General features: G+C 63.8%; 14 protein-coding genes and 2 pseudogenes. 11 read left to right on the top strand and 5 right to left on the bottom strand.

The window, feature by feature from the left end; translation table 11 throughout:
* Positions 1-3 precede the first annotated feature (3 nt).
* Positions 4-513 (top strand): hypothetical protein, encoded by a 510-nt coding sequence (locus L0U83_RS08925; RefSeq protein ID WP_233882030.1) that lies wholly within the window; start codon positions 4-6, stop codon positions 511-513.
* A gap of 1,033 nt (positions 514-1,546) precedes the next feature.
* On the opposite strand, the pseudogene L0U83_RS08920 reads toward L0U83_RS08925, so the two are convergent.
* The 4 genes and pseudogenes from L0U83_RS08920 to L0U83_RS08905 form a co-directional block, all read right to left on the bottom strand.
* Positions 1,547-2,032: pseudogene (locus tag L0U83_RS08920) on the bottom strand (SDR family NAD(P)-dependent oxidoreductase); the annotation flags it as partial.
* Positions 2,033-2,163: 131 nt separating this feature from the next.
* A complete protein-coding gene (styD, locus tag L0U83_RS08915) occupies positions 2,164-3,642 on the bottom strand; it encodes a phenylacetaldehyde dehydrogenase StyD (RefSeq protein ID WP_233882028.1) in 1,479 nt (492 codons plus the stop codon).
* A 54-nt stretch (positions 3,643-3,696) separates the two neighbouring features.
* Positions 3,697-4,671 (bottom strand): hypothetical protein, encoded by a 975-nt coding sequence (locus tag L0U83_RS08910; RefSeq protein WP_233882020.1) that lies wholly within the window; start codon positions 4,669-4,671, stop codon positions 3,697-3,699.
* A gap of 7 nt (positions 4,672-4,678) precedes the next feature.
* Positions 4,679-6,661 (bottom strand): primary-amine oxidase, encoded by a 1,983-nt coding sequence (locus L0U83_RS08905; RefSeq protein WP_233882018.1) that lies wholly within the window; start codon positions 6,659-6,661, stop codon positions 4,679-4,681.
* Between the two features lie 208 nt (positions 6,662-6,869).
* Between L0U83_RS08905 and L0U83_RS08900 the strand changes: the two genes are divergently transcribed.
* From L0U83_RS08900 to L0U83_RS08860, 9 genes and pseudogenes are all read left to right on the top strand, one after another.
* Positions 6,870-7,886 (top strand): AraC family transcriptional regulator, encoded by a 1,017-nt coding sequence (locus L0U83_RS08900; RefSeq protein ID WP_233882015.1) that lies wholly within the window; start codon positions 6,870-6,872, stop codon positions 7,884-7,886.
* Positions 7,887-8,199: 313 nt separating this feature from the next.
* Positions 8,200-9,651, top strand: coding sequence for an APC family permease (locus tag L0U83_RS08895; protein WP_233882013.1), 1,452 nt, complete (start codon positions 8,200-8,202; stop codon positions 9,649-9,651).
* Positions 9,652-9,802: 151 nt separating this feature from the next.
* The gene (locus L0U83_RS08890) at positions 9,803-11,014 is read left to right on the top strand and encodes a porin (protein WP_233882012.1); all 1,212 of its coding nucleotides are present in this window, start codon (positions 9,803-9,805) and stop codon (positions 11,012-11,014) included.
* Between the two features lie 117 nt (positions 11,015-11,131).
* Positions 11,132-11,875, top strand: a complete 744-nt coding sequence (locus L0U83_RS08885; RefSeq protein ID WP_233882010.1) for a (Fe-S)-binding protein — start codon at positions 11,132-11,134, stop codon at positions 11,873-11,875.
* The gene (locus L0U83_RS08880) at positions 11,872-13,266 is read left to right on the top strand and encodes a lactate utilization protein B (protein WP_233882008.1); all 1,395 of its coding nucleotides are present in this window, start codon (positions 11,872-11,874) and stop codon (positions 13,264-13,266) included. Before L0U83_RS08885 ends, L0U83_RS08880 begins: the two co-directional genes overlap by 4 nt.
* The gene (locus L0U83_RS08875) at positions 13,253-13,840 is read left to right on the top strand and encodes a LutC/YkgG family protein (protein WP_233882006.1); all 588 of its coding nucleotides are present in this window, start codon (positions 13,253-13,255) and stop codon (positions 13,838-13,840) included. Before L0U83_RS08880 ends, L0U83_RS08875 begins: the two co-directional genes overlap by 14 nt.
* 12 nt (positions 13,841-13,852) lie before the next feature.
* Positions 13,853-16,111, top strand: coding sequence for a cation:proton antiporter (locus L0U83_RS08870; protein ID WP_233881998.1), 2,259 nt, complete (start codon positions 13,853-13,855; stop codon positions 16,109-16,111).
* Positions 16,108-16,914: a bestrophin-like domain gene (locus L0U83_RS08865; RefSeq protein WP_233881991.1), complete on the top strand. Its 807-nt coding sequence runs from the start codon at positions 16,108-16,110 to the stop codon at positions 16,912-16,914. Before L0U83_RS08870 ends, L0U83_RS08865 begins: the two co-directional genes overlap by 4 nt.
* Before the next feature lie 64 nt (positions 16,915-16,978).
* A pseudogene (locus L0U83_RS08860) lies at positions 16,979-17,212 on the top strand (hypothetical protein); the annotation flags it as partial.
* A gap of 295 nt (positions 17,213-17,507) precedes the next feature.
* On the opposite strand, the gene L0U83_RS08855 reads toward L0U83_RS08860, so the two are convergent.
* The gene (locus tag L0U83_RS08855; RefSeq protein ID WP_233881989.1) at positions 17,508-18,869 is read right to left on the bottom strand and encodes an NYN domain-containing protein; all 1,362 of its coding nucleotides are present in this window, start codon (positions 18,867-18,869) and stop codon (positions 17,508-17,510) included.
* 306 nt (positions 18,870-19,175) lie between these two features.
* Here L0U83_RS08855 and L0U83_RS08850 point away from each other — a divergent pair, with 306 nt between their 5' ends.
* Positions 19,176-20,483, top strand: a complete 1,308-nt coding sequence (locus L0U83_RS08850) for an alkaline phosphatase family protein (RefSeq protein ID WP_233881987.1) — start codon at positions 19,176-19,178, stop codon at positions 20,481-20,483.
* Position 20,484 lies beyond the last annotated feature (1 nt).

Below are 20,484 nucleotides of genomic sequence, written 5' to 3'. Positions count from 1 at the left end.
TCAATGAAAAACAACGCAGGGGCAAGCCTTTACCACCTTGGGCTGCAATATCAGCGCTCGGGCGACCTCCTTCTCGATAACCTAGCGGGCGAGAAAGAACTTCACCTGCCTGCGTGTTTTCTATACTCCCACGCAGCCGAGTTGTTCATGAAAGCGTTTCTGGCGCTCAAGGATACCGATCCGAAGGAATTGCGCCGGTATGGCCATGATCTCGTGGAACTTCATCGAGCCTGTGAGAGTCACGGACTGGTTGTGACAGTCCACAACCAGCGAGCGCTGCGTCAATTGGTAGCTCTCATGAGAAGCGGACACTCTGAATATCAGTTCCGATATTCCGAGCGATCGTTCAACACGGCAACGACCTCCTTGATGCGGCGTGATCTGTCGGCTCTGGCGAACGCCGTGGGCGCGGAAGTTGAGGCACAACGCCTTGCCTCGGAAGCAGAGGCACAAGCGGCGGGCACCGTCCTTTACCAGATACCGACCAAGATCATCGTCGGTATCGGCTCATAGGTCCGGAATGACAATTGAGGCTGGGAGGAGGCCATATGCAGGTCTGGGGGAAATCGCTGGAATATTGGGACAACGTATCCGTTTGGCTCATGTGGATTGCCGCTTTCACAGGTGCGGCAGCGGCTTTTTCGGGCCTTGCTGGAGCAATAATTAGCCGCCAAGTGAGTTCAGTTGTCCAGCGAGACGCCGACGAAAGAATCGCATCAGCTAACGCACTAGCTGCGACGTCTAACGCATCAGCGGCTGATGCCAATCTAAGACTTCAGCAGCTTCGCAACCAAGTGGGGCCACGCCAGCTTCGACGCCAAGATTTTCTAAATGCGCTAAGGGGAGTTGCGCCGGCACCTGTCCAGATTGTCTATCTGAGGGACGATCCAGAATGCTTCGACGTTGCGCAGCAGGTCTGGAGACTTTTGCAGGACGCCGGTTGGCCCGTAACTCCGCCCGAGCCCATTGTTGCAAGTGGTGAAGCGCAACCCGCACCAATGGACCTAGACGGACAACCGGCAGGAATAACCGTAGTCGGAAGAACGAACTCGGAAGATGAGGCTAACGCCGGTGAACAGCGCTTTCTCGGCAGACCGTGGGTCCGCACTCCATTGACAGTCTTGACGTATGCGTTTGAGCGGGCTCTCGGCAAAGCGGCTACAAGCCTCAATGGGCCGCATGCGCCAACGGCTGGGAGCCTACGCGTCGTCGTCGCACCGCGTTGAAATGATTTAGCCAGCGGCACCTCGCGTTGACCGCGAAGTCAGGGAAACGAGTGGCCAAGCATACGCGGCAGGGCCGGAAATCGGGCCGCTGTGCCGCTGGCGCACGTTGGGCCGATGATTGCGCAGGAGAGGACCGCGAGGCCGTCAGAGGCCCGGGATTCGGGTGCCCGACTTACGGGTTCGGGCCGTGCAGGCCATGAAACGTGCACAAAAGTAGACAAAATCCGGTTTCGCCAAATCGCGAAAATCCCGTCAAAGCCTTACTGGTATTGCGTTTGGGGCGCTTTGTCGTGGTTCTTCGAATGTATACTTGGTCCTCCCGCGACCTTGCTCGCCGTATAGAGCGCGTAACCGGGCAGGTTCATAGCGAGCGCGGAGGTCGAGAAGTTGATCACGCGGCCGCCGTGGGCGAGCTTCGTCGCTGCTTCTCTCAGCGTGTTGAGCGTGCCGCGCACGTTGATGTCGAAGGTTTCGTCGTAGAGCGCGTCGGTCGATTCGGCAACCGTGGCCGTTTTCATGATGCCCGCGTTATTCACGAGCAGCGTGGGCTGGCCCAGCGCTTCGGCGGTGGTTGCGAAGAGCCGGCGCACGTCGTCGGCCTTCGCGATGTTCGCTTGCACAGCGATGGCGCGTCCGCCGCCCGCTGCGATCTTCGCGACGAGCGCCTCGGCTTCGGCGCTGCGCGAAGCGTAGTTGATGACGACGGCATAACCGTCGCGCGCGAGACGCTCGGCAATGGCAGCGCCTATGCCGCGCGAGGCGCCCGTGACGATGGCGACGCCGCGCGAGTTCGTGGATGCGTTCATGATCGGAGTCCTTTTCGTGAGTGGTCTGAGCGGGCTCGATCATGAACGAAACCACGGCGGTGATCATTGCGTGCCGCCGGATTTCATCATTCCATTTCGATTAACAATGCCGCACATCGGCACTGCGTCACTCAATAGGCGATGCAGACGGATTTTGTTTCCGTGTACGCGTCGATGATCGCGCGGCCATGCTCGCGGCCGATGCCCGAGGCTTTGAAGCCGCCGAAGGGCAGCGCCGGATCGACCATGTTGTGCGTGTTCACCCATACCGTGCCCGCCTGCACGCCGTCCACCACGTGCAGTGCCCGGTCGAGCTGGTTGGTCCAGACGCTGGCGCCAAGACCGTACTCCGAAGCGTTTGCCGCAGCGATGGCTTCCTCGACATCGTCATACGGCATGGCGACGAGCACCGGCCCGAACACCTCTTCGCGCACGACGGTAAGCGGCTTGCTGGCCGCGTTCGAGATCACGGTGGGCTCGATGAAGAAGCCGGGACGATTGCCGTCGCCGCCGCCCGCCACGATTTCGCCGCCTTCGGCGCGCCCCTGCGCGATCATCCCCGCGACCTTGGCGCGATGGCGCGCCGAAACGAGCGGGCCCATCTGCGTAGCCGCGTCGAAGCCCGAGCCGAGTACCGTTGCGCGCGCAACATGTGCGATGCCGTCGACGATCTGATCGTAACGCGCGCGCGGCAGATACAGGCGCGAGCCAGCCGTGCACACCTGGCCGTGATTGAAGAAGATTGCGCTGGCCGCGCCTTCGATAGCACGCTGCGGATCGCAGTCGTCGAGTACGATCACGGGGCTTTTGCCGCCCAGTTCCAGCGACACGCGTTTGAGGTCGCTCGCGCATTGCTTGCCGATGATGCGGCCCACTTCGGTCGAGCCCGTGAAGGTGACCTTGTCCACCTGCGGATGGCGCACGAGCGCCGCGCCCGCCGTTTCGCCCTGGCCCGTGACGACGTTGAACACGCCCGGCGGAAAGCCGGCTTCGTGCGCGAGTTCGGCGAGGCGTATGGCCGTGAGCGGCGTTTCCTCGGCGGGCTTGAGCACGACGGTGCAGCCGCAGGCGAGCGCAGGCGCGATTTTCCAGACCGCCATCAGCAGCGGGAAATTCCACGGCGCGATCGCGGCGACCACGCCAGCGGGCACGCGCCGCGTTGAGGCGTTGTAGCGCACGCCGGGCGGGAACGCGAGCGAGAGATCCACGGTGCTGCCCTCGATCTTGGTCGCCCACCCAGCCATATAGCGCAGCCATTGCACACTGCCGCCCACTTCGAGCATCTTCGAGAAGCCCAGCAGCTTGCCCTGGTTGAGCGTTTCGAGTGCCGCGAGTTCGTCGCCGTGCTGCTCGACGAGATCGGCGAGCTTGAGCAGCAGGCGCTCGCGCGCGGCCGGCGGCAGGCGACGCCACGTATCGGCTTCGAAAGCGCGACGTGCGGCCGTGACGGCGGCGTCGATATCGGCATCGCTGGCGTCGGGCACCTGCGCGATCTCGGCGCCGGTAGCGGGATTGAATACGGCGAACGTGCGGCCGTTGCCGCTTTCGTTAAAGCGTCCGTCGATGAACATCTGCGTGCGGATCGTGTGCGTGAAGTCCTGGCGGTCCATACCGTCTCCTGGTTTAGGTAGTAATGCGAACGTTTTTCGGTGGTGATTTCAGTGTCAGTCGATCGTGCTGCCCGCAGCGAGTGCGGCTGAAGCGGAGTAGGGGGTATGCGTACGGAATCGGCGTGGCGCCGCGAATGCGTATGCGCATGCAAGATTGAGCACGCCGCCAACGAGGAACAGCAGGTAGAAACCTTGTCCAAAGCCCCATGACGTGGTGGCGAGCGCCGCGCCTGCCAGCATGCCCGCGTGGTGTGCGAGGCCGGGGCAGCCCGCCCCCGACGCACGAGTCGCGCGCCCGCCGCGCATGAGCGTGGGCAGCGTCAGATAGTCGAGCACGGCGAATGCGGGTGCGGCGAGCGCAGCCCACGGTGCGAGCGAGTCGAATGTGAGCGCGGCGAGCAGCGAGCCGCGCAATATGAAGAGCACGATAAGCGCGCGCTGGTAATCGACGCGATCGGCGAGCCCGCCTGCGAGGCTCACCACAGCGAGCGATATCGCTATCTGTGTCACGGAAATAGGAGTGCCTCCGCAGAGCGCGAAGAACTGGAAGCGCGCGAGCACGCCGCTCGATAGCCCCGCAAGCAGCGCGGGTGCGATGAGCAGCACGCCGTTGCGCCACGCTGGCATCGCTGCGTGCCTATGCGTCGATCTAGCGGCGCTCTCACGTGTACGCCGCAAGTGCAGGCACGCGGCCGAGATCAGGGCGACGCCGCCCAGTATGAGCGGCGTCTGTGCTCCCGTTGCGCCTGCGCGCGCGCCTTCGCCCATTGCGGCCATCGTAAGTACGAGCGTACTCGCGACCGGCACCGTGGCGCGCGTGACGAAACAACGCGCAAGCACGCCGGGAATCAGCGCCATCGCGAGCAACGCCAGCGCGCTCGCAGTGAACGCGGCAAACGGCGCGCCTGCCTGCATCGCCGCGGTCATGGCGCCTGATGCAAGCGCGCTTGCGCCGCCCGTGACCGCTGCCCAGAGACACAAGAGGCGTGCCGCGTGCATCACTGCAAGGCGGCGCTCGCGCGGCATCATCGTGTGCTCACTGCTTGCTGTGGCAGCACGATTTCGCTTCGGGCGCGTGAGCGCCGTCCTGCACACTGTGCGGATCGCGGCCGCCCGGCAGGTCCATCGCCGGATTGCCGTAGAAGAAGTTATTGGGCTTGAGCATGAAGCCCGCATACTCCACCGGCATCACGGGGAAATCCTCGGGCTTGCACACGTGCGTGTGCCCGAAGCTGTGCCACAGCACGATGTCTTCGTTCTCCACGTTGCGGTTCGCCTCGATAAAACGCGGCAGGCCGTCGCCGCCCGCGTGCTGGTTCGGATAATCGCCGCTCGCGTAGCGCTGCGTCGTGTCGTACGGCGTGACCCACACATGGCGCGTGGCGAAGCCGCCGCGCTGGCGCACCTTCGAGTTGGGATCGGCGAGCATGAGCGGAGAGTCGTTGATGATGAGCTTGTAGCCCGGATTCGCGCCCACGCGGTTTTTCACGTTCGGGTTCACGACTTTCCAGAAACGCCCGGTCTGACCGTTGGCGTTGCGTGCCGCTTCCTGCTCCGTCTTGAGCACGCGCTTCGTCGTATCGAACACATTGCCGTACGGATTCTCCGCACCCATCGCACGCGGCACGAATTCATGTTCGGTGACGGAGTTCTTCTCGCCATCCACCATCATGTGCAGGCGCGCATTGAAGAAGTGCTGATGCGTCGGGCCGCCCAGGTTTTCCGTGACCATGCCGCCCCACGGGTACGTGTCGCCATCCGCCACTGCCGAGGTCTGGATGATGCCCGTGAGCTTGCATTCGAGCTGGATCGTGCCGTCCTGATAGAAGTACCAGTAGAAGCCGTAGTCGTAATTGCCCACGGTCGCGAAGAAGGAGATCACGAGGCGGCGCGAGCGGCGCATCTCGAACACGCCGGTGCGGAACTCATAGTGTTTCCAGAGCGTGCCGTAATCTTCTTCGTGCAGGCATACCGCGTTCTTCATGGTGAAGCCGTTGCCGAAGTCGTCGGCGGACGGAATGTCGAAATAGCGGATCGTGCCGAGGCAATCGCAGCCCAGTTCGAGCTGGTTCGCGAGCTTGCCAAGTCCGTATTCACCCGCGTCGAACGCGCTTTTCCAGTAGTGATTGGTCGTGGGGTCCGAGTAGGGCACGCACATCTCGGTCACGCTCGCGCGGTAGACGATAGGGCGCGGCGCACTCTTGCCGTCGTCCCAGCTGATCTGGTGCAGCACGAGCCCTTCGCGCGGCGTGAAGCCCACGCGGAATTGCCAGTTCTGCCAACTAACCTGCCAGCCGTCGATCGTGAAGCTCGGTCCTTCGGGCTGGCTGATGGAGAGCGGCTTGACGGTGGTGCGCGGCTCACCGAGGCTCGGCGTGTCGTAGTTGTGCTTTGCGCGCGGAATGGGGATGATGCGGCCGTCGTCGATCAGCTCGATCACCTTGTGCGCAAGCAGGTCCACCACGGCAACGACGCCTTCGATAGGGTGCGCATAGCCGTTGTCGGTCAACGACTCGCGGTAGTAGCTCACGCAGCGCACGAGGCGGCGGCCGTTTTCGTTCGGGCGGTCGAAGGCGCCCGCGGAGAACGGATCGACTTGCACGCGCTCGAGATCGTCGTCGCTCAGGCCGCGCTTCTTGACGGCCGCGCGCCATGCAGCGTCTTCCTTCACGATGCGCTCCGCATTCATGAAGTCTTCGATCATCACGGGCGGCTGGCCATAGGGCGCGCTTTCCAGTGCGAGCGCCTTGCGCGATTCCACTTTCTTCTCGCGCAGGTCCACCACGAATTCGAGCGTCTGGCTGCGGGTGCGATCGATCGCGATGACGAAGGCGCGGCGCGAATAGTACTCGCCGGGCTTGTAGGCGAGCACTTCGGCCTTGGGTGGTTCATGCAATTCGGTGACGGGAAAGCGCCCATATTCATCGAGTTGTTCCGCGGCTTTCACGATGTCACAGGCAAGCTGCATTTCGGCGAGGCTCAAGGGGTCGAGCGGATGCGCGTTCGGATTCGTGTTCATAAGCATTTCGTAAGAATGACGTTGGGCGCAACATGGCGTGGGACGGTGTGAGGAATCCGCATTCATCTCACGCAATGTCGATGGGTCCATCGTAGAAACGCCGTATTTTTTTCGCGCTTGCAAAACGCGCCAAAGGGGCGATAGAGTGCGCCAGAGACGATCGATGGTTTAAAACCAGCGGCGCATACAGGCCTTAATGGAGCGAGACATGAAAAGAGTGCCTGTCAATAGCGGTTTCCCGATGATTCGGGGTGCCGTCATGGGTCCCATCGTGCGTGCGCTCGACGCCGCTGGTGCGGACTGCGATGCATTGCTGGCCGAGTTCGGCCTGAGTCGCCGGCAGCTTTCCAATCCCTATGAAATCGTGGCGTTGGGGCGTTATGTGGGCGCGTTCGAGCGCGCGGCGCAGGTGCTCGATGAGCCCTTTCTCGGTCTGTGTTTAGGGGCCGAATTGCAACTTACGGAACTGGGGCCGGCTGGCCTCGTGTTCATGTCGTCGCCCACGCTCGGCGCCGCAATCCGTAAGTTCACCGATACGCTTGGCTCGTGGCAAAGCGCGACGGCCGTCGACCTCGTGACCGACAACGCATGGCCGATGTGGAGCTACCGCATCGCCCATACGCAGATCTGGCCGCGCCGGCAGGACGCCGAATACAGCGTGTCCGCCATGTGCCACATGATTCGGCAGGTGCGGGGCGCGGCGTGGACGCCGTGCGAGATTCATTTCGAGCACGCGGCGCCCGACGATCTCAAGCCGTATATGCGCCTCTTTCGCGTGCCGGTGCGCTTCCAGCAGCCTGCGAACGGTGTGGTCGTGCATCCGCACGATCTCGACACGCCGCTCAAGAGCGCCGACGTGCAGATGGCGCGCATGATGGAGCGCCACGCCACCGACCTCATTTCGCGCGACACGATTCCGCATACGCTTGTCGACCAGGTGCGCGATCTCGTGACGCGCCGGCTTGCGCGCGAAAAGCTCGTGGTCGGCGATATCGCGAAGGATCTCGGGCTCTCGGACCGCTCCTTGCAGCGTCATCTCGCCGATGCCGGCACCTCCGTGCGCCAGATCATTCGCGAGGAGCGCGAACGCAGCGTGGCCGTGCTGCGCGAGCAGGAGGGCATGACCAACGCGGCCGTGGCGCGCGCAGTGGGTTATGCCGATGCCACCGTGCTATGGCGCGCTACGCGCAACTGGAATCGCACTGGCGCCAAACGTGCTCGCTAGCGCCCAAGGCGTGAAAGCGGATTGATGGCTTTCGGTAAGTTTGTGGGCTGAATAAAGTACGATTTTCCAGCTCATGGCATTGATAAGGATACCGAAGGTAATATCGACCGCTTCCACGCGGCTAAGTGAAAACCCGCGCCAATCTTGGCGCACTTTATCGAGTAATTGGCGCGTTACGCCAAGTCGGCGAATTTATTAGCTGCCTACCATGCGCTCAATCCGAATCGGAAAGTCGATTCGTCGAGCGCCAGAGGCACGCGGTTCTTCATCGTGTCGTATGGCGAATCCAGAACAGACACCTGCAGAGGCAACGATGAACGAACCGTATTCTCCTGCTCACCTCGTTGGAAACGACGCGTCAGTGGGCTCACCGTGCAGCCTGCTCGGACTTTGGCAGATCGTCTTTCTCGTCATTTCCGCAGCGGCGCCGCTCACCGGCATGCTGGGCGCGGTGCCCCCGGCCATCAGCCTTGGCAACGGCGCGGGCATTCCCGGCGCATTCGTGATCGCGGGTTTGGTGCTGCTCGTGTTCAGCGTGGGCTTCGCTTCGATGAGCCGGCACATCGTGCGCGCCGGTGCGTTCTACGCATACATCACGGCGGGTTTCGGCCGTCCCGTCGGCATGGCCGGCGCGCTCGTCGCGCTGCTCTCGTACACGAGCATCCAGATCGCGCTGTATGGCCTGTTCGGCTTCTTCTGTACGGTGGTGCTAGGGCCATGGATGCATGCATCGCTGCCGTGGTACGCGTATTCGTTCGCGTGCCTCGTCGTCGTGCAGTTCACCGGTATTCGCGGCATCGACCTGAACAGCCGTCTGCTCGGCGTGCTCATGTGTCTCGAACTCGGCATTCTGTTGCTGCTGAGCCTCGCGATCGTGATTCATCACGGCGGACCGGACGGTCTCACGCTCGCGCCGTTTTCGCCGCGCCACGTATTCAGCGGCCACCTCGGCATCGCGGTGATGTTCGCGCTTGCGTCGTTCATCGGCTTCGAGGCCACGGCGATCTACGGCAAGGAGTGCCGTGATCCGAAGGTCACGGTGCCGCGCGCCACCTATGTGTCCGTCACGCTGATTCTCGTGTTCTTCGCGTTTGTCACGTGGGCCATCGTTTGCGCCTACGGCATCAGCAACGTCACGGACGTGGCGACGAAGCAGCCGGGCGACTTCTGGTTCATCCAGTCGACGAAGTACCTGGGCGGCGCGATGACCACGACGATGAGCTTCCTGCTGCTTTCCAGCATCTTCGCGAGCCTGCTGTCGTTCCACAACACGATCGTGCGTTACATCCACGCACTCTCGGGGGAAGGCATTCTTCCGTCGGCGCTCGACCGCTTGCACCCGAAATATGGCTCGCCGTATCTCGCGAGCTATCTGCAGACGCTCTCGGTCGCGGTGCCGGTGGGCCTTTTCGTAGTCGCGGGCAGCGATCCGTTCAATATCGTATTCAGCTGGGGCTCGGCGCTCGGCACCATCGGCATCGTCATGCTGCAGGCGGTCACGAGTTTCTCGGTGGCGGCCTTTTTCCGCGCCACGAAAAAGGACACGCGCCTGTGGCACGCGTTCCTCGCACCTGTGCTCGGCGGCTGCGGTCTGCTTTCCATTGGCATCGTGCTGATCGGCAACCTCGATGCGCTCGCCGGCTCCGATAGCCCCGTCGTGCGCGCGTTCCCCTGGATCGTGCTCGCGGTCGCGCTGATCGGCGTGGCGATCGCGTTCATCCTCAAGCGCTCGCGCCCGGACATCTACGCGCGATTCGGTCAATAGGACCACACCGGCCGCACGCCGCGACGCGCTTCGCGCGAAGCGTTCGATTCATGCAACTCTCCTGACGAGCGCGGCGCGCCAGGCGCGCCGCGCTCCGGTCGCGCACGTGTATGCAGCGGCGCGGCAAACCTCTCTGCGAAAAGACGACGACATGGTAAATACCGTCAAGCGCACGGCGCTGGCGCTGGTTTCCTGCGCCCTCTCGATTAGCGTGCACGCGCAATCCTCAGTCACCCTTTACGGCACGGTGGACGCGGGCCTCATTTATTCGACCAACCAGCAAACCACGCACACAGATGGCAGCACGAGCGGCCACGCAAACTGGCAACTGGGCGGCGGCAACCTCGTGCCGTCGCGCTGGGGCCTCACGGGCAGCGAAGACATCGGCGGCGGCACGAGCGTCAACTTCACGCTGGAAAACAGCTTCTTTTCGCAAAACGGCACGATGCTGCAGGGCGGCACGCTCTTCAACCGCAATGCCTGGGTAGGTGTTGCAAACAGCCACTACGGCACGCTCACGCTGGGCCGCCAGTACGATCCGTTTTCCGACAACCTGGGCGCTTACGTGTCGAGCAACACCTGGGCAACGCTATTTGGCGCGCACTTCGGGGACGTGGACAATCTCAACGAAGCGTTCAACTTCAATAACTCGATCAAATACGTGAGTCCGAGCTTCGGCGGCTTCACGCTAGGTGGCTTGTTCAGTTTTGGCGGCGTGGCGGGCAATTTCTCGCAGAACCGCGGCTGGTCGCTGGCTGCGAACTACGCCAACGGGCCGCTTTCGCTTTCCGCCGGTTACCTTGAGTTGCGTAATCCCGTGCAGGCAGCGCTGGGCGGCGAGAGCGGCTATATCGGCGATTTTAGCTGCAGCAATCCAGATGCATCGTACTGCGAACTACAAAACGCGCAACGCATCAGCATTTTTGGCGCAGGCGGCTCGTACGCGTTCGACAAGGTCAGCGTGGCGCTCAGCTATACGCACACGCGTCTCTCGCAGAGCCTCTATTTCGCGAACGCGGCGCGACCACAAGGCGCGGACATCTCGTTCGACATCGCCGAGCTGAACACGTCGTGGCAATACTCGCCCGCGCTGCAGTTCGGCTTCGCCTATATCTTCAACGATGCGCATCCGGACGGCGGATCGTCCACCCGGCTTCATCAGATCAACCTCGGCGCGGTCTACAGCCTGTCCAAACGCACGGCAGTTTATGCGGTGGCGATTGGGCAGAAGTCGTCGGGGGCAGGGCTTGGGATCGATGCGGCGAGCGGCGCGACGCAGAACCTGGCGCAGATCCCGAATCTCGTGAATTCGGCCACCGACAAGCAGCTCGCGGTGATCGCGGGCATTCGCCACAACTTTTAAACCAGGAGCCGCAGCGCATGATGCGCCGCGGCAACCCAGGGCGCGTGCACGCTTCGTGCGCCGAGCGTGCCGTTCGGCAGTAGAATGTTCGGGTCCGCTTTTCGTGTGAGCCCACGCATGAAAGTTGCCTTGTTCGTCCCTTGCTTCATCGACGCGTTCTACCCCGAGGTGGCAATCGCCACACTGGAACTGCTGGAGCGCTTCGGCTGCGAGGTCGACTATCCGCTCGATCAAACCTGCTGTGGCCAGCCCATGGCCAACAGCGGCGCGCAGGCCGAGGCAGTCGGCGCGGAGCGGGTGTACGCGCGCGCCTTCGCGGGCTACGACTATATCGTCGGGCCTTCGGCAAGTTGCGTGAATCACGTGCGCGACCACTTCACCGCGATTGAGCAGACCGACGCCGTGCGCAAGGTGCGCGAGAGCACGTATGAACTCGTCGAGTTCCTGCACGACGTGCTGGGCGCGCGCGAATTTCCCTGGGCCGAATTTCCCTGGCGCGTAGGTTTGCACAATAGCTGCAGCGCACTGCGCCATTTGAAGGAAGCGTCCGTTTCGGAAATCGCAGGCCCGGTGTTCTCAAAGCCGCTTGCGCTGCTCGAACATGTGAAGGGCATCGAGTTCGTGAAGCCGGCGCGCCCCGACGAATGCTGCGGTTTTGGCGGCACGTTCGCCGTGACCGAAGAGGCGGTGTCGGTGCGCATGGGCCAGGACAAGGTGGTCGATCACGTGAGCGCGGGCGCGCAATACATCGTTTCCGCCGACATGTCCTGCCTCATGCACCAGCAGGGCTGCGCCGAACGCATGAGCGCGGACATCCGTTTCATTCATATTGCCCAGGTGCTCAACGGAGCGCGCGAATGAAGCGAGTCGAACACGCGAAGCTCGCTGGCGCGTTTCTCTCGCGGCCCGAGCATGTGGCTTTCCACGACAAGCGTCTTTGGGATTTGCGCTCGAAGCGCGACGCCCAGGCTCATGCCATTCCCGAATGGGAAATGCTGCGCACGCTCGCCTCGCAAATCAAGGCGCATACGCTCTCGCATCTCGCCGACTACCTCGACCATTTCACGCGCACGGCGCAGGCCAATGGCGTACAGGTCCATTTCGCAGATACGGCCGAGGAGCACAACGAAATCGTTTATCGCATTCTGAGCGAACGCGGCATGACCGCGCTCGTGAAGAGCAAGTCGATGCTCACCGACGAGTGCGAAATGCGCCCGTATCTGGAATCGCGCGGCATTTCGGTGATGGAGACCGACCTTGGCGAGCGCATCCAGCAACTCGACAAGCAGCCGCCGAGCCATATCGTCGTGCCCGCCGTGCACAAGCTGCGCGACGACGTGGCCGAAGTGTTCGGCCGCACCATCGGCACGGACCCGCACAACAACGACATTCACTATCTGGCGGAAAGCCAGCGCATGAATACGCGGCCGTGGTTCGTGCGCGAGAAAACGGCGGGCATGACCGGCTGCAATTTTGCGGTGGCCGAAACGGGTACGGTGGTGGTGTGCACCAACGAGGGCAACGCGGACCTTTCCGCCAACGTGCCGCCGCTGCACATCGTCTCAATGGGCATCGAGAAGCTGATTCCGCGCCTTTCCGATCTCGGCGTATTTGTGCGCATGCTCTCGCGCAGCGCGCTCGGCTCGCCGATCACGCAATACACCTCGCATTTCCGCGCGCCCCGGCCCGGTGCCGAAATGCACTTCGTGCTCGTCGACAACGGGCGTTCCGAGCGGCTGGCCATGCCCGAGTTCTGGTACTCGCTCAAGTGCATTCGGTGCGGCGCTTGCATGAATACGTGTCCCGTGTACCGGCGCAGCGGCGGCCTCTCGTACGGCAGCACCTACGCGGGGCCAATCGGCGCGATCATCAATCCAACCTTCGACCTCAAGCGCTTCAGCGCGTTGCCGTTCGCTTCGACGCTCAACGGCAGCTGCACGAATGTGTGCCCTGTGAAGATCAATATTCACGAGCAGATCTACCAGTGGCGGCAAGTCATCGCGGCACAGCACGAAGTACCGTTCGTGAAGCAGGAAGTGCTGAAGATGGCTGGCCGATTGCTCGGTAGTCCGACGCTTTATCGAGGCACGGTGAAGTCACTCGAGGGCGCGTTGCGTCGCTTGCCCAACTTCATGCTCTACAACCCGCTCAATATCTGGGGCAAACAGCGCGATCTGCCGCACGTGCCGCACACCACGTTCCATGCGTGGTACCGGAAAAACCGCAAGGGAGGCGGCGATGGCGGATCGTGAGGCGTTTCTCGCGCGCGTGCGCGCCGCGCAGCCCGCGCACGAACCGCTGCCCGAGGTGCCGCTGTTCGACGCGCCCGCCGGCGATCTGCGCGAGCGCTTTGGCGCCGCGCTCAAACTGATGGGCGGCAGCGAAACGCAGGTGCAAAGCGCGGCCGACGTGCGCGCCATGATTTTGCGCCGCTTTGGCAGCGAGGCGCGCATCGCGTCGGCGACGCCGGAGGTGCAGGGTACGCGCGAGATCAGCGCCGCCACGAAACCGGCCTCGCTCGAAGACGTCGACGTGGGCGTGGTGCGCGCGCGCTTCGGTGTGGCGGAAACGGGCTCGTTGTGGCTGAGCGAGCGCGAATATGTGGTGAACGCGCTTGGCTATATCGTGCAGCATCTCGTGGTGCTGCTCGATCCTGCGCAACTAGTGGCGGGCTTGCAGGACGCGTACCGGCGCGACGATTTTCGCGGCGCGCGCTACGCGGCGCTCGTCACGGGGCCGTCCGCGACGGCCGATATCGAAGGCGTGCTGATTCAGGGTGCACAAGGGGTGAGGTCGTTGACGGTGGTGTGGCTGCCGGCGCCGTGACGGTCGCACGCCATGGTCATCCACGTCCTTCTGCTGAGCGGCTTTCTGCTGGCGAGTATCGCGCTCGTCCAGGCGGTGAGCCTGCGCTGGTCGATTTCCGAATCGGTTTTGCTTGCCGCGTGGGGTTTCACGCTCGGCGGCATCTATCTCGTGAGCGGTGAGGCCTGGCCTGCGCTCTCCGCGAACTTCGTGATACCCGCGCTGGCGCCTCGGCTGCCGCCCGAGGCGTACTTGTGGATCTTCCTGCCGCCGCTGCTATTTCAGGCCGCGCTCAGCGTGAACGTGCGCGAAATGCTCGGCGACGCCGCGCCCATTCTGCTGCTCGCCGTGGTGGCCGTGTTTGTCGCGACCGGCGTGGTGGGCGGCGCGGTCCGGCTCACGGGCCTGGGTCCGCTCGCCGACGGCCTCCTGCTCGGCGCGATGATCGCGACGACCGATCCTTCGGCCGTGCTGGCCGTATTCCGCGAAGTGGGCGCGCCCGAGCGGCTCGTGCGCCTCGTGGAAGGCGAGAGCCTGCTCAACGACGCGGCCGCCATTGCCATTGCCGGCGTGCTGATCGCGGCGATCACGGGCGATGCCGCCAACGTGTCGGCCACGGCCGCGCTGCGCGCGTTCGGAATCGCGCTCGGCGGCGGCCTTCTGGTCGGCGCGCTGGCCGGGCGCGTGTTCGCGTGGCTGTTGCCGTTGCTGGGCGGGGAAGGCAAGGCCGAGATTTCGCTCAGTTTCGCGCTGCCGTATCCGCTGTATCTCTTCGCTGACCAGATGTTGCACGTCTCGGGCGTGGTGGCCGTGGTCGCGGCGGGGCTCGTCATTAGCGGCCTGGGGAGCACGCGCCTGTCGCCCGTGAACTGGAAGCATCTGCAACTGATCTGGGAGCAGATCGCGGCCATGGCGGGCGCGGCGATCTTTCTGCTCGCGGCCATGCAGATTCCGGCCACGCTGCGCAACGCGCAGTGGATCGATCTCGTCGCGCTCGCCGTGGTGGTGGTGGCGGCTTTCGTGGCGCGGGTCGTCGTGGTGTTCGGCATGCTTCCGCTCCTGAGCCGCCTGCGGCTCACCGAGCCGGTCAGCGCCGCCTACAAGCTCGTGATTGCCTGGGGCGGGCTGCGCGGCGCGGTGACACTCGTGCTCGCGCTCGGCCTCGCGCAGGACACGGCGCTGCCCGATTCCACACGCCGTTTCGTCGCGATTCTCGCGACGGGCTTCGTGCTCGTGAGCCTGATCGTGAACGGCACGTCGCTCAAGCTGCTGATCCGCCGGCTGCGCCTCGATCTGCTTTCGCCGCAGGAGCAGGCGCTGCAGACGAAGGCGGTGCAGCTTTCGTCGATCGGCGTATCCGAGCGCGTGCATATGGCGGCGCGCACCTTTCACATTCCCGACGCGATCGCCGATGAGGCCTGTCACACGTTCCGGCAGAGCGTGTATATCAGCGCTACTGTGATCGATATCGAAGCCGCGCTTTCCGACCGCGAGCGTCTCGTCATCGGCCTCGTTACTCTCGCGGCGAAGGAGCGCGACCTGATTCCGCAGTATGGCAGCGGCATCATCACGATCCGCAATCTCGACGCCATGATGCGCAACACCGACGCCATGATCGAAGAGGCGCGCGCGGGCGGGCGCCTCGGCTATCAGCGCGCCGCGGCGAAAATCCTCGCGGATACGCCGGGCATGCGCGTCGCGCGCATTCTCTATCGCTGGCTGCGCGTGCAGCAGCCATATGTCGACGCGCTCGCCGATCGCTTCGAACTCCTGATGTGTCGGCGGGTGGTGCTGCATCAGCTGATCGTGTTCAACGACCGCAGCCTCACGCCGCTGCTAGGCGAGCGTCTTGCGGCGCTGCTCAAGACGATATTGAAGGCTCGCATCGAGAAGGCCGAGCATGGGCTTGCGGACGTGCGCCAGTGTTTCGGCGAGGCGGCGGACGTGCTCGAGCGGCGCATGCTGCTGCTCTACGCGCTGCGCGAAGGGCGTGAGCGCGTACAGGCCATGTACGAAGACCGCTCCATTTCGAAAGAGATCTACGACTCGATCCGGCGTGAACTGGACGCCGCGTGGAAGCTCGCGGTGCCGCGGGCGCATCCGGATCTGGTGCCGGGCGAGACGGAAGCGAAGGCGATTCATACGCGCATCGACGCATTGAACGTCGGCGGCGCCAAAGCGCACACAGAGCCCGCAGCACCCGCAGCGCCCTCGGTGCCCGTAGCGGCGCACAGCGATACGCCAGCACAGGTGGAAAACGCCGCCGCCGAAGAACGGAGGCCGTCGCCGTGACCGAAATTCAGCAGGCCTTGCTCGTATTCGCGCTGCTGCTCGGGGGCACGGGCCTCGGCGTCATGCTGCGGCCGTTCCTGCCCGAGGAGCATCGCAAGCATGAAACCGTGCAACTCGTGCAACTCGTGATCGGCATGCTGGTGACGTTTGCGGCGCTCGTGCTGAGCCTGCTCACCGCGTCGGCGAAATCGAGCTTCGATACGGCGACCAACGACATGCGCGCCTACGCCGCCGACCTGATCCAACTCGATCAACGCTTGCGCGATTACGGCCCCGACGCGGCGGCGGCGCGCACCTTGCTGCGCGCCTATACGGCAAGCGCCATTGCCTCGACCTGGACGCAGGAAAAGCCGCCGCCGGGCAACTACTATCCGCATGATCCGGACGTCGACAATGACGAACTCGAAAGCCGGCCGCTCGGCGCGCTGCTCGATTCGGTAGGGCACGAAATCGAAACGCTCGCGCCACACGATGCCTACCACCAGGCGCTCGTGAGCCCGCTCTCGCAGATGTTCGACCGCGTGACCGATACGCGCTGGCGTCTCATCGAAGAGGCGCATGGCACGATCTCGCGGCCGTTCTTCACGATGCTCGCGCTCTGGCTGGTCCTGATCTTTCTGAGCTTCGGGCTCGTCGCGCCGCACAACGCGCTCGCGATCGTGCTGATCGTGCTGGGCGCGGTGTCCATTTCGTCGGCGGTCTATGTGATCGCCGATCTCGATACGCCGTTCACGGGGCAGATCGTGATACCGAGCGATTCGATGCGCGACGCGCTCGCGCACATGAATTCGCCGGCCACGTAGCGACGTGAGCGAGGCATTGCGCTAGACTCGCGCGACGTGACGCGTACAGGAAAGGAGATTCGCAATGTTGCGCAAGACGCTCAATGCTTCGCGGCTGCAGGAGGAAGTGCATCGGCGCATCCACCGGCTGCAGGAGGTGGTCGACGACGGCGTGAAGATCGGCGTGCCGCGCCCGCAATTGCAAGCGCCCGATCGCAGCGGCTGCAACTGGACGATGCAGCACTTTCACAACGCGGCCGGTTTCGAAGCGAGCGTGGCGCGCGTGCTGGAGCAGGTGCGCTCCGAGTACAACCTCGCGCAGACACAGGATGAAGCCGTAGAGGAAGACGCAGGCGAGGCGCCCGACGCGCGCGATCCGTTCGGTGGAGCGAAGCGCGCTGCCGCGGAGAATCCGTTTGGCGCATCGAAAACCGCTTCGGCTGCCAACCCGTTTGGCGACGCGAGGCCGGCGGGCAAGCCGGATCCGTTCGGGAGTGCCACGCCGGCGAGCGAGGAAGCACCGCCCGCCAAGGGCAAGCGGCCCGCGAATCCTTTCGGCGATTGATCGATACGCGGCGCGCCGTCCAACTCGCGCGGCACGCACGGCGCAATGTTCAGCTTTCTTCCGCGGCAGCCTTGCGCGTGCGGCGTGCACGCGAGGGCGCTTTCCTGGCAGCGGGCTCGGCTGGCGCTGCGGCAGCGCTCGGCGGTTCGTCCGCGGCGCTGGGCGCCGTTTCGGCTGCCTTCTTCGACGTCCTCTTGCGCGCGGGGCTCTTGCGCGCAGTCGTCTTGCGCGCTCGCGCGGGAGCGGGCGCTGCGGTCTCGACCTCGGCAGCCGGTTCGGGCGTCTCGTGTGCCTCTTGCGGCGCGTGGGTGCGCCCGTTCGCGTCGAAAGGCTCGGCGAAGAAGGGCAGCGCCGCTTCGTGCCCATGCGCTGCGTGCACAGGCACTTCGACAGGCTCGAACGGAATCTCGCTTTGCGTCTCGACCGATTGCTCGACTGACTGCTCGACAGCGGCTTCGCGCGCGTGCTCCGCGCCGCTGCCGCGGCCATTGCGACGGCCTTTGCGCCTGCCGCGCGGCTCCTCGGTGCGCGGCTGCGGGCTTTCCGGCGCCGGCGCGCTGGCGGCAGCAGCCGGGAGGGGCGGCGGGTTCAGCCGCGACACCCACGTTCCCGACTTGTCGTCGCGGCCCACTTCGAGCAGGCCGCGCGACTGCGCCTCTTCGAGCAGATTGCCGAATGCGCGGAAGCCGTAGCGCGTTTCGTTGAAGTCGGGCCGGCGCCGCTTGATGGCGCTCTTGAGCACCGAGGCCCAGATCTTGCCGCTTTCGCCACGCTCCAGGATGAGCGCGTCGAGCGTTTCGATTGCGAAGCCAACGGCCTTCGACCTGCGCTCGTCGCCGTCCTGTTTCGGCTGGCGCTCTTCGCCGCCCTGGCGTTTCGCGGCGCTGCCGTCCTTGTTCTTGCCTTTGCCTTGCGCCTGCTGATCGCGCACGAGGTCGCGCACCAGGTCGTCATAGAAGATGAACTCGTCGCAATTGGCGACGAGCAGGTCGGAGGTGGAGTGCTTCACACCCACGCCGATCACCTTCTTGGCGTTTTCGCGCAGCTTCGAGACGAGCGGCGAAAAGTCGGAGTCGCCGCTCACGATCACGAAGGTGTCCACGTGCGACTTCGTATAGCAGAGATCGAGCGCGTCCACGACGAGGCGGATATCGGCCGAGTTCTTGCCAGACTGCCGCACGTGCGGAATCTCGATCAGCTCGAAGCTCGCCTCGTGCATCGCGGCCTTGAAGCCCTTGTAGCGCTCCCAGTCGCAATAGGCCTTCTTCACGACGATGCTGCCCTTGAGCAAGAGCCGCTCCAGCACGGGCTGGATATCGAAGCGGTCGATCTTCGCGTCGCGCACGCCGAGCGCGACGTTCTCGAAGTCGCAGAACACCGCCATGCTGATGTTTTCCTGTGGGGAGGCCATGTGATTGATTCGTTCCATCTACCGTTTGAATTCACATGATAGCCGGTTGCTCCGCGACGGTCCGGGAATCGCTATAGCGGGGCCTCATCCCGTGAACCAGTTCGTTGTGTGCGCAAGCATGATTCCTTGACGCTATTTTCGAACGTCCGGTCGTAAAACCGCGTTTTTTCATGTAAGCGTCACAAAGGATTCGTAAGCTTGCGCCGCCCTGGTACTACGCATCGACAGGGTGCAGAAAGCCGCAAGCGCTCCCAGGCCCCATAGCGGCAAAAAACCAAAAACGACTCGACACACAGAGGACCTCCCATGGCTGTTCGCTTCACCGGCAAGATCGGCGCGCGCTTTTCCGCGTCGCTTGTTTCCATCTTTGCTGCGCTGTTCGTTTCGCTCTTCGTGAGCGCATGCGGCCCGTCGGGCAGCAGCCCGTCGACGGCGGGCACCGTGCAGGCAATCAAGCACGTCTTCATCATCACGCTCGAAAACGAGAACTACACAACGACCTTCGGCGCGAACACGAAGGCGCCGTATCTCGCGACGACGCTCGCCGCGCAGGGTGCGCTCGTGCAGCAGTACTACGGCACGGGTCACGTGAGCCTCGACAACTACATCTCGATGATCAGCGGCCAGTCGCCCACGCTGCAAACCGATAACGACTGCACGACCTATGAGGATTTCAACCTCACGGGCATGACCCCGGACGGTCAGGCGATCGGCACCGGCTGCGTGTATCCGTCGAGCGTGAAGACGATTGCGGACCAGCTCACGGCGGCGCACTACACGTGGAAGGGTTACGAAGGCGACATGGGCAACGACCCGGCGCGCGAATCGGCCACCTGCGGCCATCCGGCGCTCGGCACCACCGACCTGACGAACACCCAGGAAGCGCCGAACGCGACAACCCCGGCCGGCGACTCGTACGCCACGCGCCACAACCCGTTCATGTACTTCCACTCGATCATTGACTCGACGGACTGCGGCAACAACGTGGTGAACCTGGACAAGCTCACGACCGACCTGCAGAAGGTGTCGACCACGGCGAACTTCAACTTCATCACGCCGAGCACCTGTGACGACGGCCACGACTCGCCGTGCGCGAACGGCGCGACGGGCGGCCTCGTTTCGGCCGACGCGTTCCTGCAGAAGTGGGTGCCCATCATCACGGCGTCGCCGGCGTTCCAGCAGGACGGCCTGCTCATCATCAACTTCGATGAAAGCAGCTACGCGCAGGTGACGATGCCGAACGCGAGCGAAGTGGACTTCACGTTCGCGGGCGATACCTGCTGCGGCCAGCAGGAAGGCCCGAACCTCGGCACGTTCCCGCAAAGCGCGGCGATGGGCACGGTGCCCGCAGCGTATCTGTCGAAGCTCGGCATCAACGCGCCGGGCCTGACGGGCAACATCAACCTCGTACTCAACAAGCAAAGCTACGGCGGCGACCGCACCGGCGCGGTGATGATCTCGAAGTTCATCAAGCCGGGCACGGTCTCGACGGTGCCGTACAACCATTATTCGATGCTCAAGAGCATTGAGGACATGTTCGGGCTCGGCTACCTCGGCTACGCGGGGCAGTCTGGCCTCGCGAGCTTCGGCAAGGACATCTTCACGAATCTCTAAG

Source organism: Paraburkholderia flagellata (assembly GCF_021390645.1).
Lineage (GTDB): Bacteria > Pseudomonadota > Gammaproteobacteria > Burkholderiales > Burkholderiaceae > Paraburkholderia > Paraburkholderia flagellata.
The sequence above is the reverse complement of the archived record's forward strand: the minus strand, read 5'-3'. Positions and strand labels throughout refer to the sequence as shown.

Coding starts and splice junctions, on each gene's coding strand:
- L0U83_RS08925 (WP_233882030.1), top strand. CDS start 4: ATGAAAAACAACGCAGGGGCAAGCCTTTACCACCTTGGGCTGCAATAT.
- styD (WP_233882028.1), bottom strand. CDS start 3,642: ATGGACCGCCAGGACTTCACGCACACGATCCGCACGCAGATGTTCATC.
- L0U83_RS08910 (WP_233882020.1), bottom strand. CDS start 4,671: ATGATGCCGCGCGAGCGCCGCCTTGCAGTGATGCACGCGGCACGCCTC.
- L0U83_RS08905 (WP_233882018.1), bottom strand. CDS start 6,661: ATGAACACGAATCCGAACGCGCATCCGCTCGACCCCTTGAGCCTCGCC.
- L0U83_RS08900 (WP_233882015.1), top strand. CDS start 6,870: ATGAAAAGAGTGCCTGTCAATAGCGGTTTCCCGATGATTCGGGGTGCC.
- L0U83_RS08895 (WP_233882013.1), top strand. CDS start 8,200: ATGAACGAACCGTATTCTCCTGCTCACCTCGTTGGAAACGACGCGTCA.
- L0U83_RS08890 (WP_233882012.1), top strand. CDS start 9,803: ATGGTAAATACCGTCAAGCGCACGGCGCTGGCGCTGGTTTCCTGCGCC.
- L0U83_RS08885 (WP_233882010.1), top strand. CDS start 11,132: ATGAAAGTTGCCTTGTTCGTCCCTTGCTTCATCGACGCGTTCTACCCC.
- L0U83_RS08880 (WP_233882008.1), top strand. CDS start 11,872: ATGAAGCGAGTCGAACACGCGAAGCTCGCTGGCGCGTTTCTCTCGCGG.
- L0U83_RS08875 (WP_233882006.1), top strand. CDS start 13,253: ATGGCGGATCGTGAGGCGTTTCTCGCGCGCGTGCGCGCCGCGCAGCCC.
- L0U83_RS08870 (WP_233881998.1), top strand. CDS start 13,853: ATGGTCATCCACGTCCTTCTGCTGAGCGGCTTTCTGCTGGCGAGTATC.
- L0U83_RS08855 (WP_233881989.1), bottom strand. CDS start 18,869: ATGGCCTCCCCACAGGAAAACATCAGCATGGCGGTGTTCTGCGACTTC.
- L0U83_RS08850 (WP_233881987.1), top strand. CDS start 19,176: ATGGCTGTTCGCTTCACCGGCAAGATCGGCGCGCGCTTTTCCGCGTCG.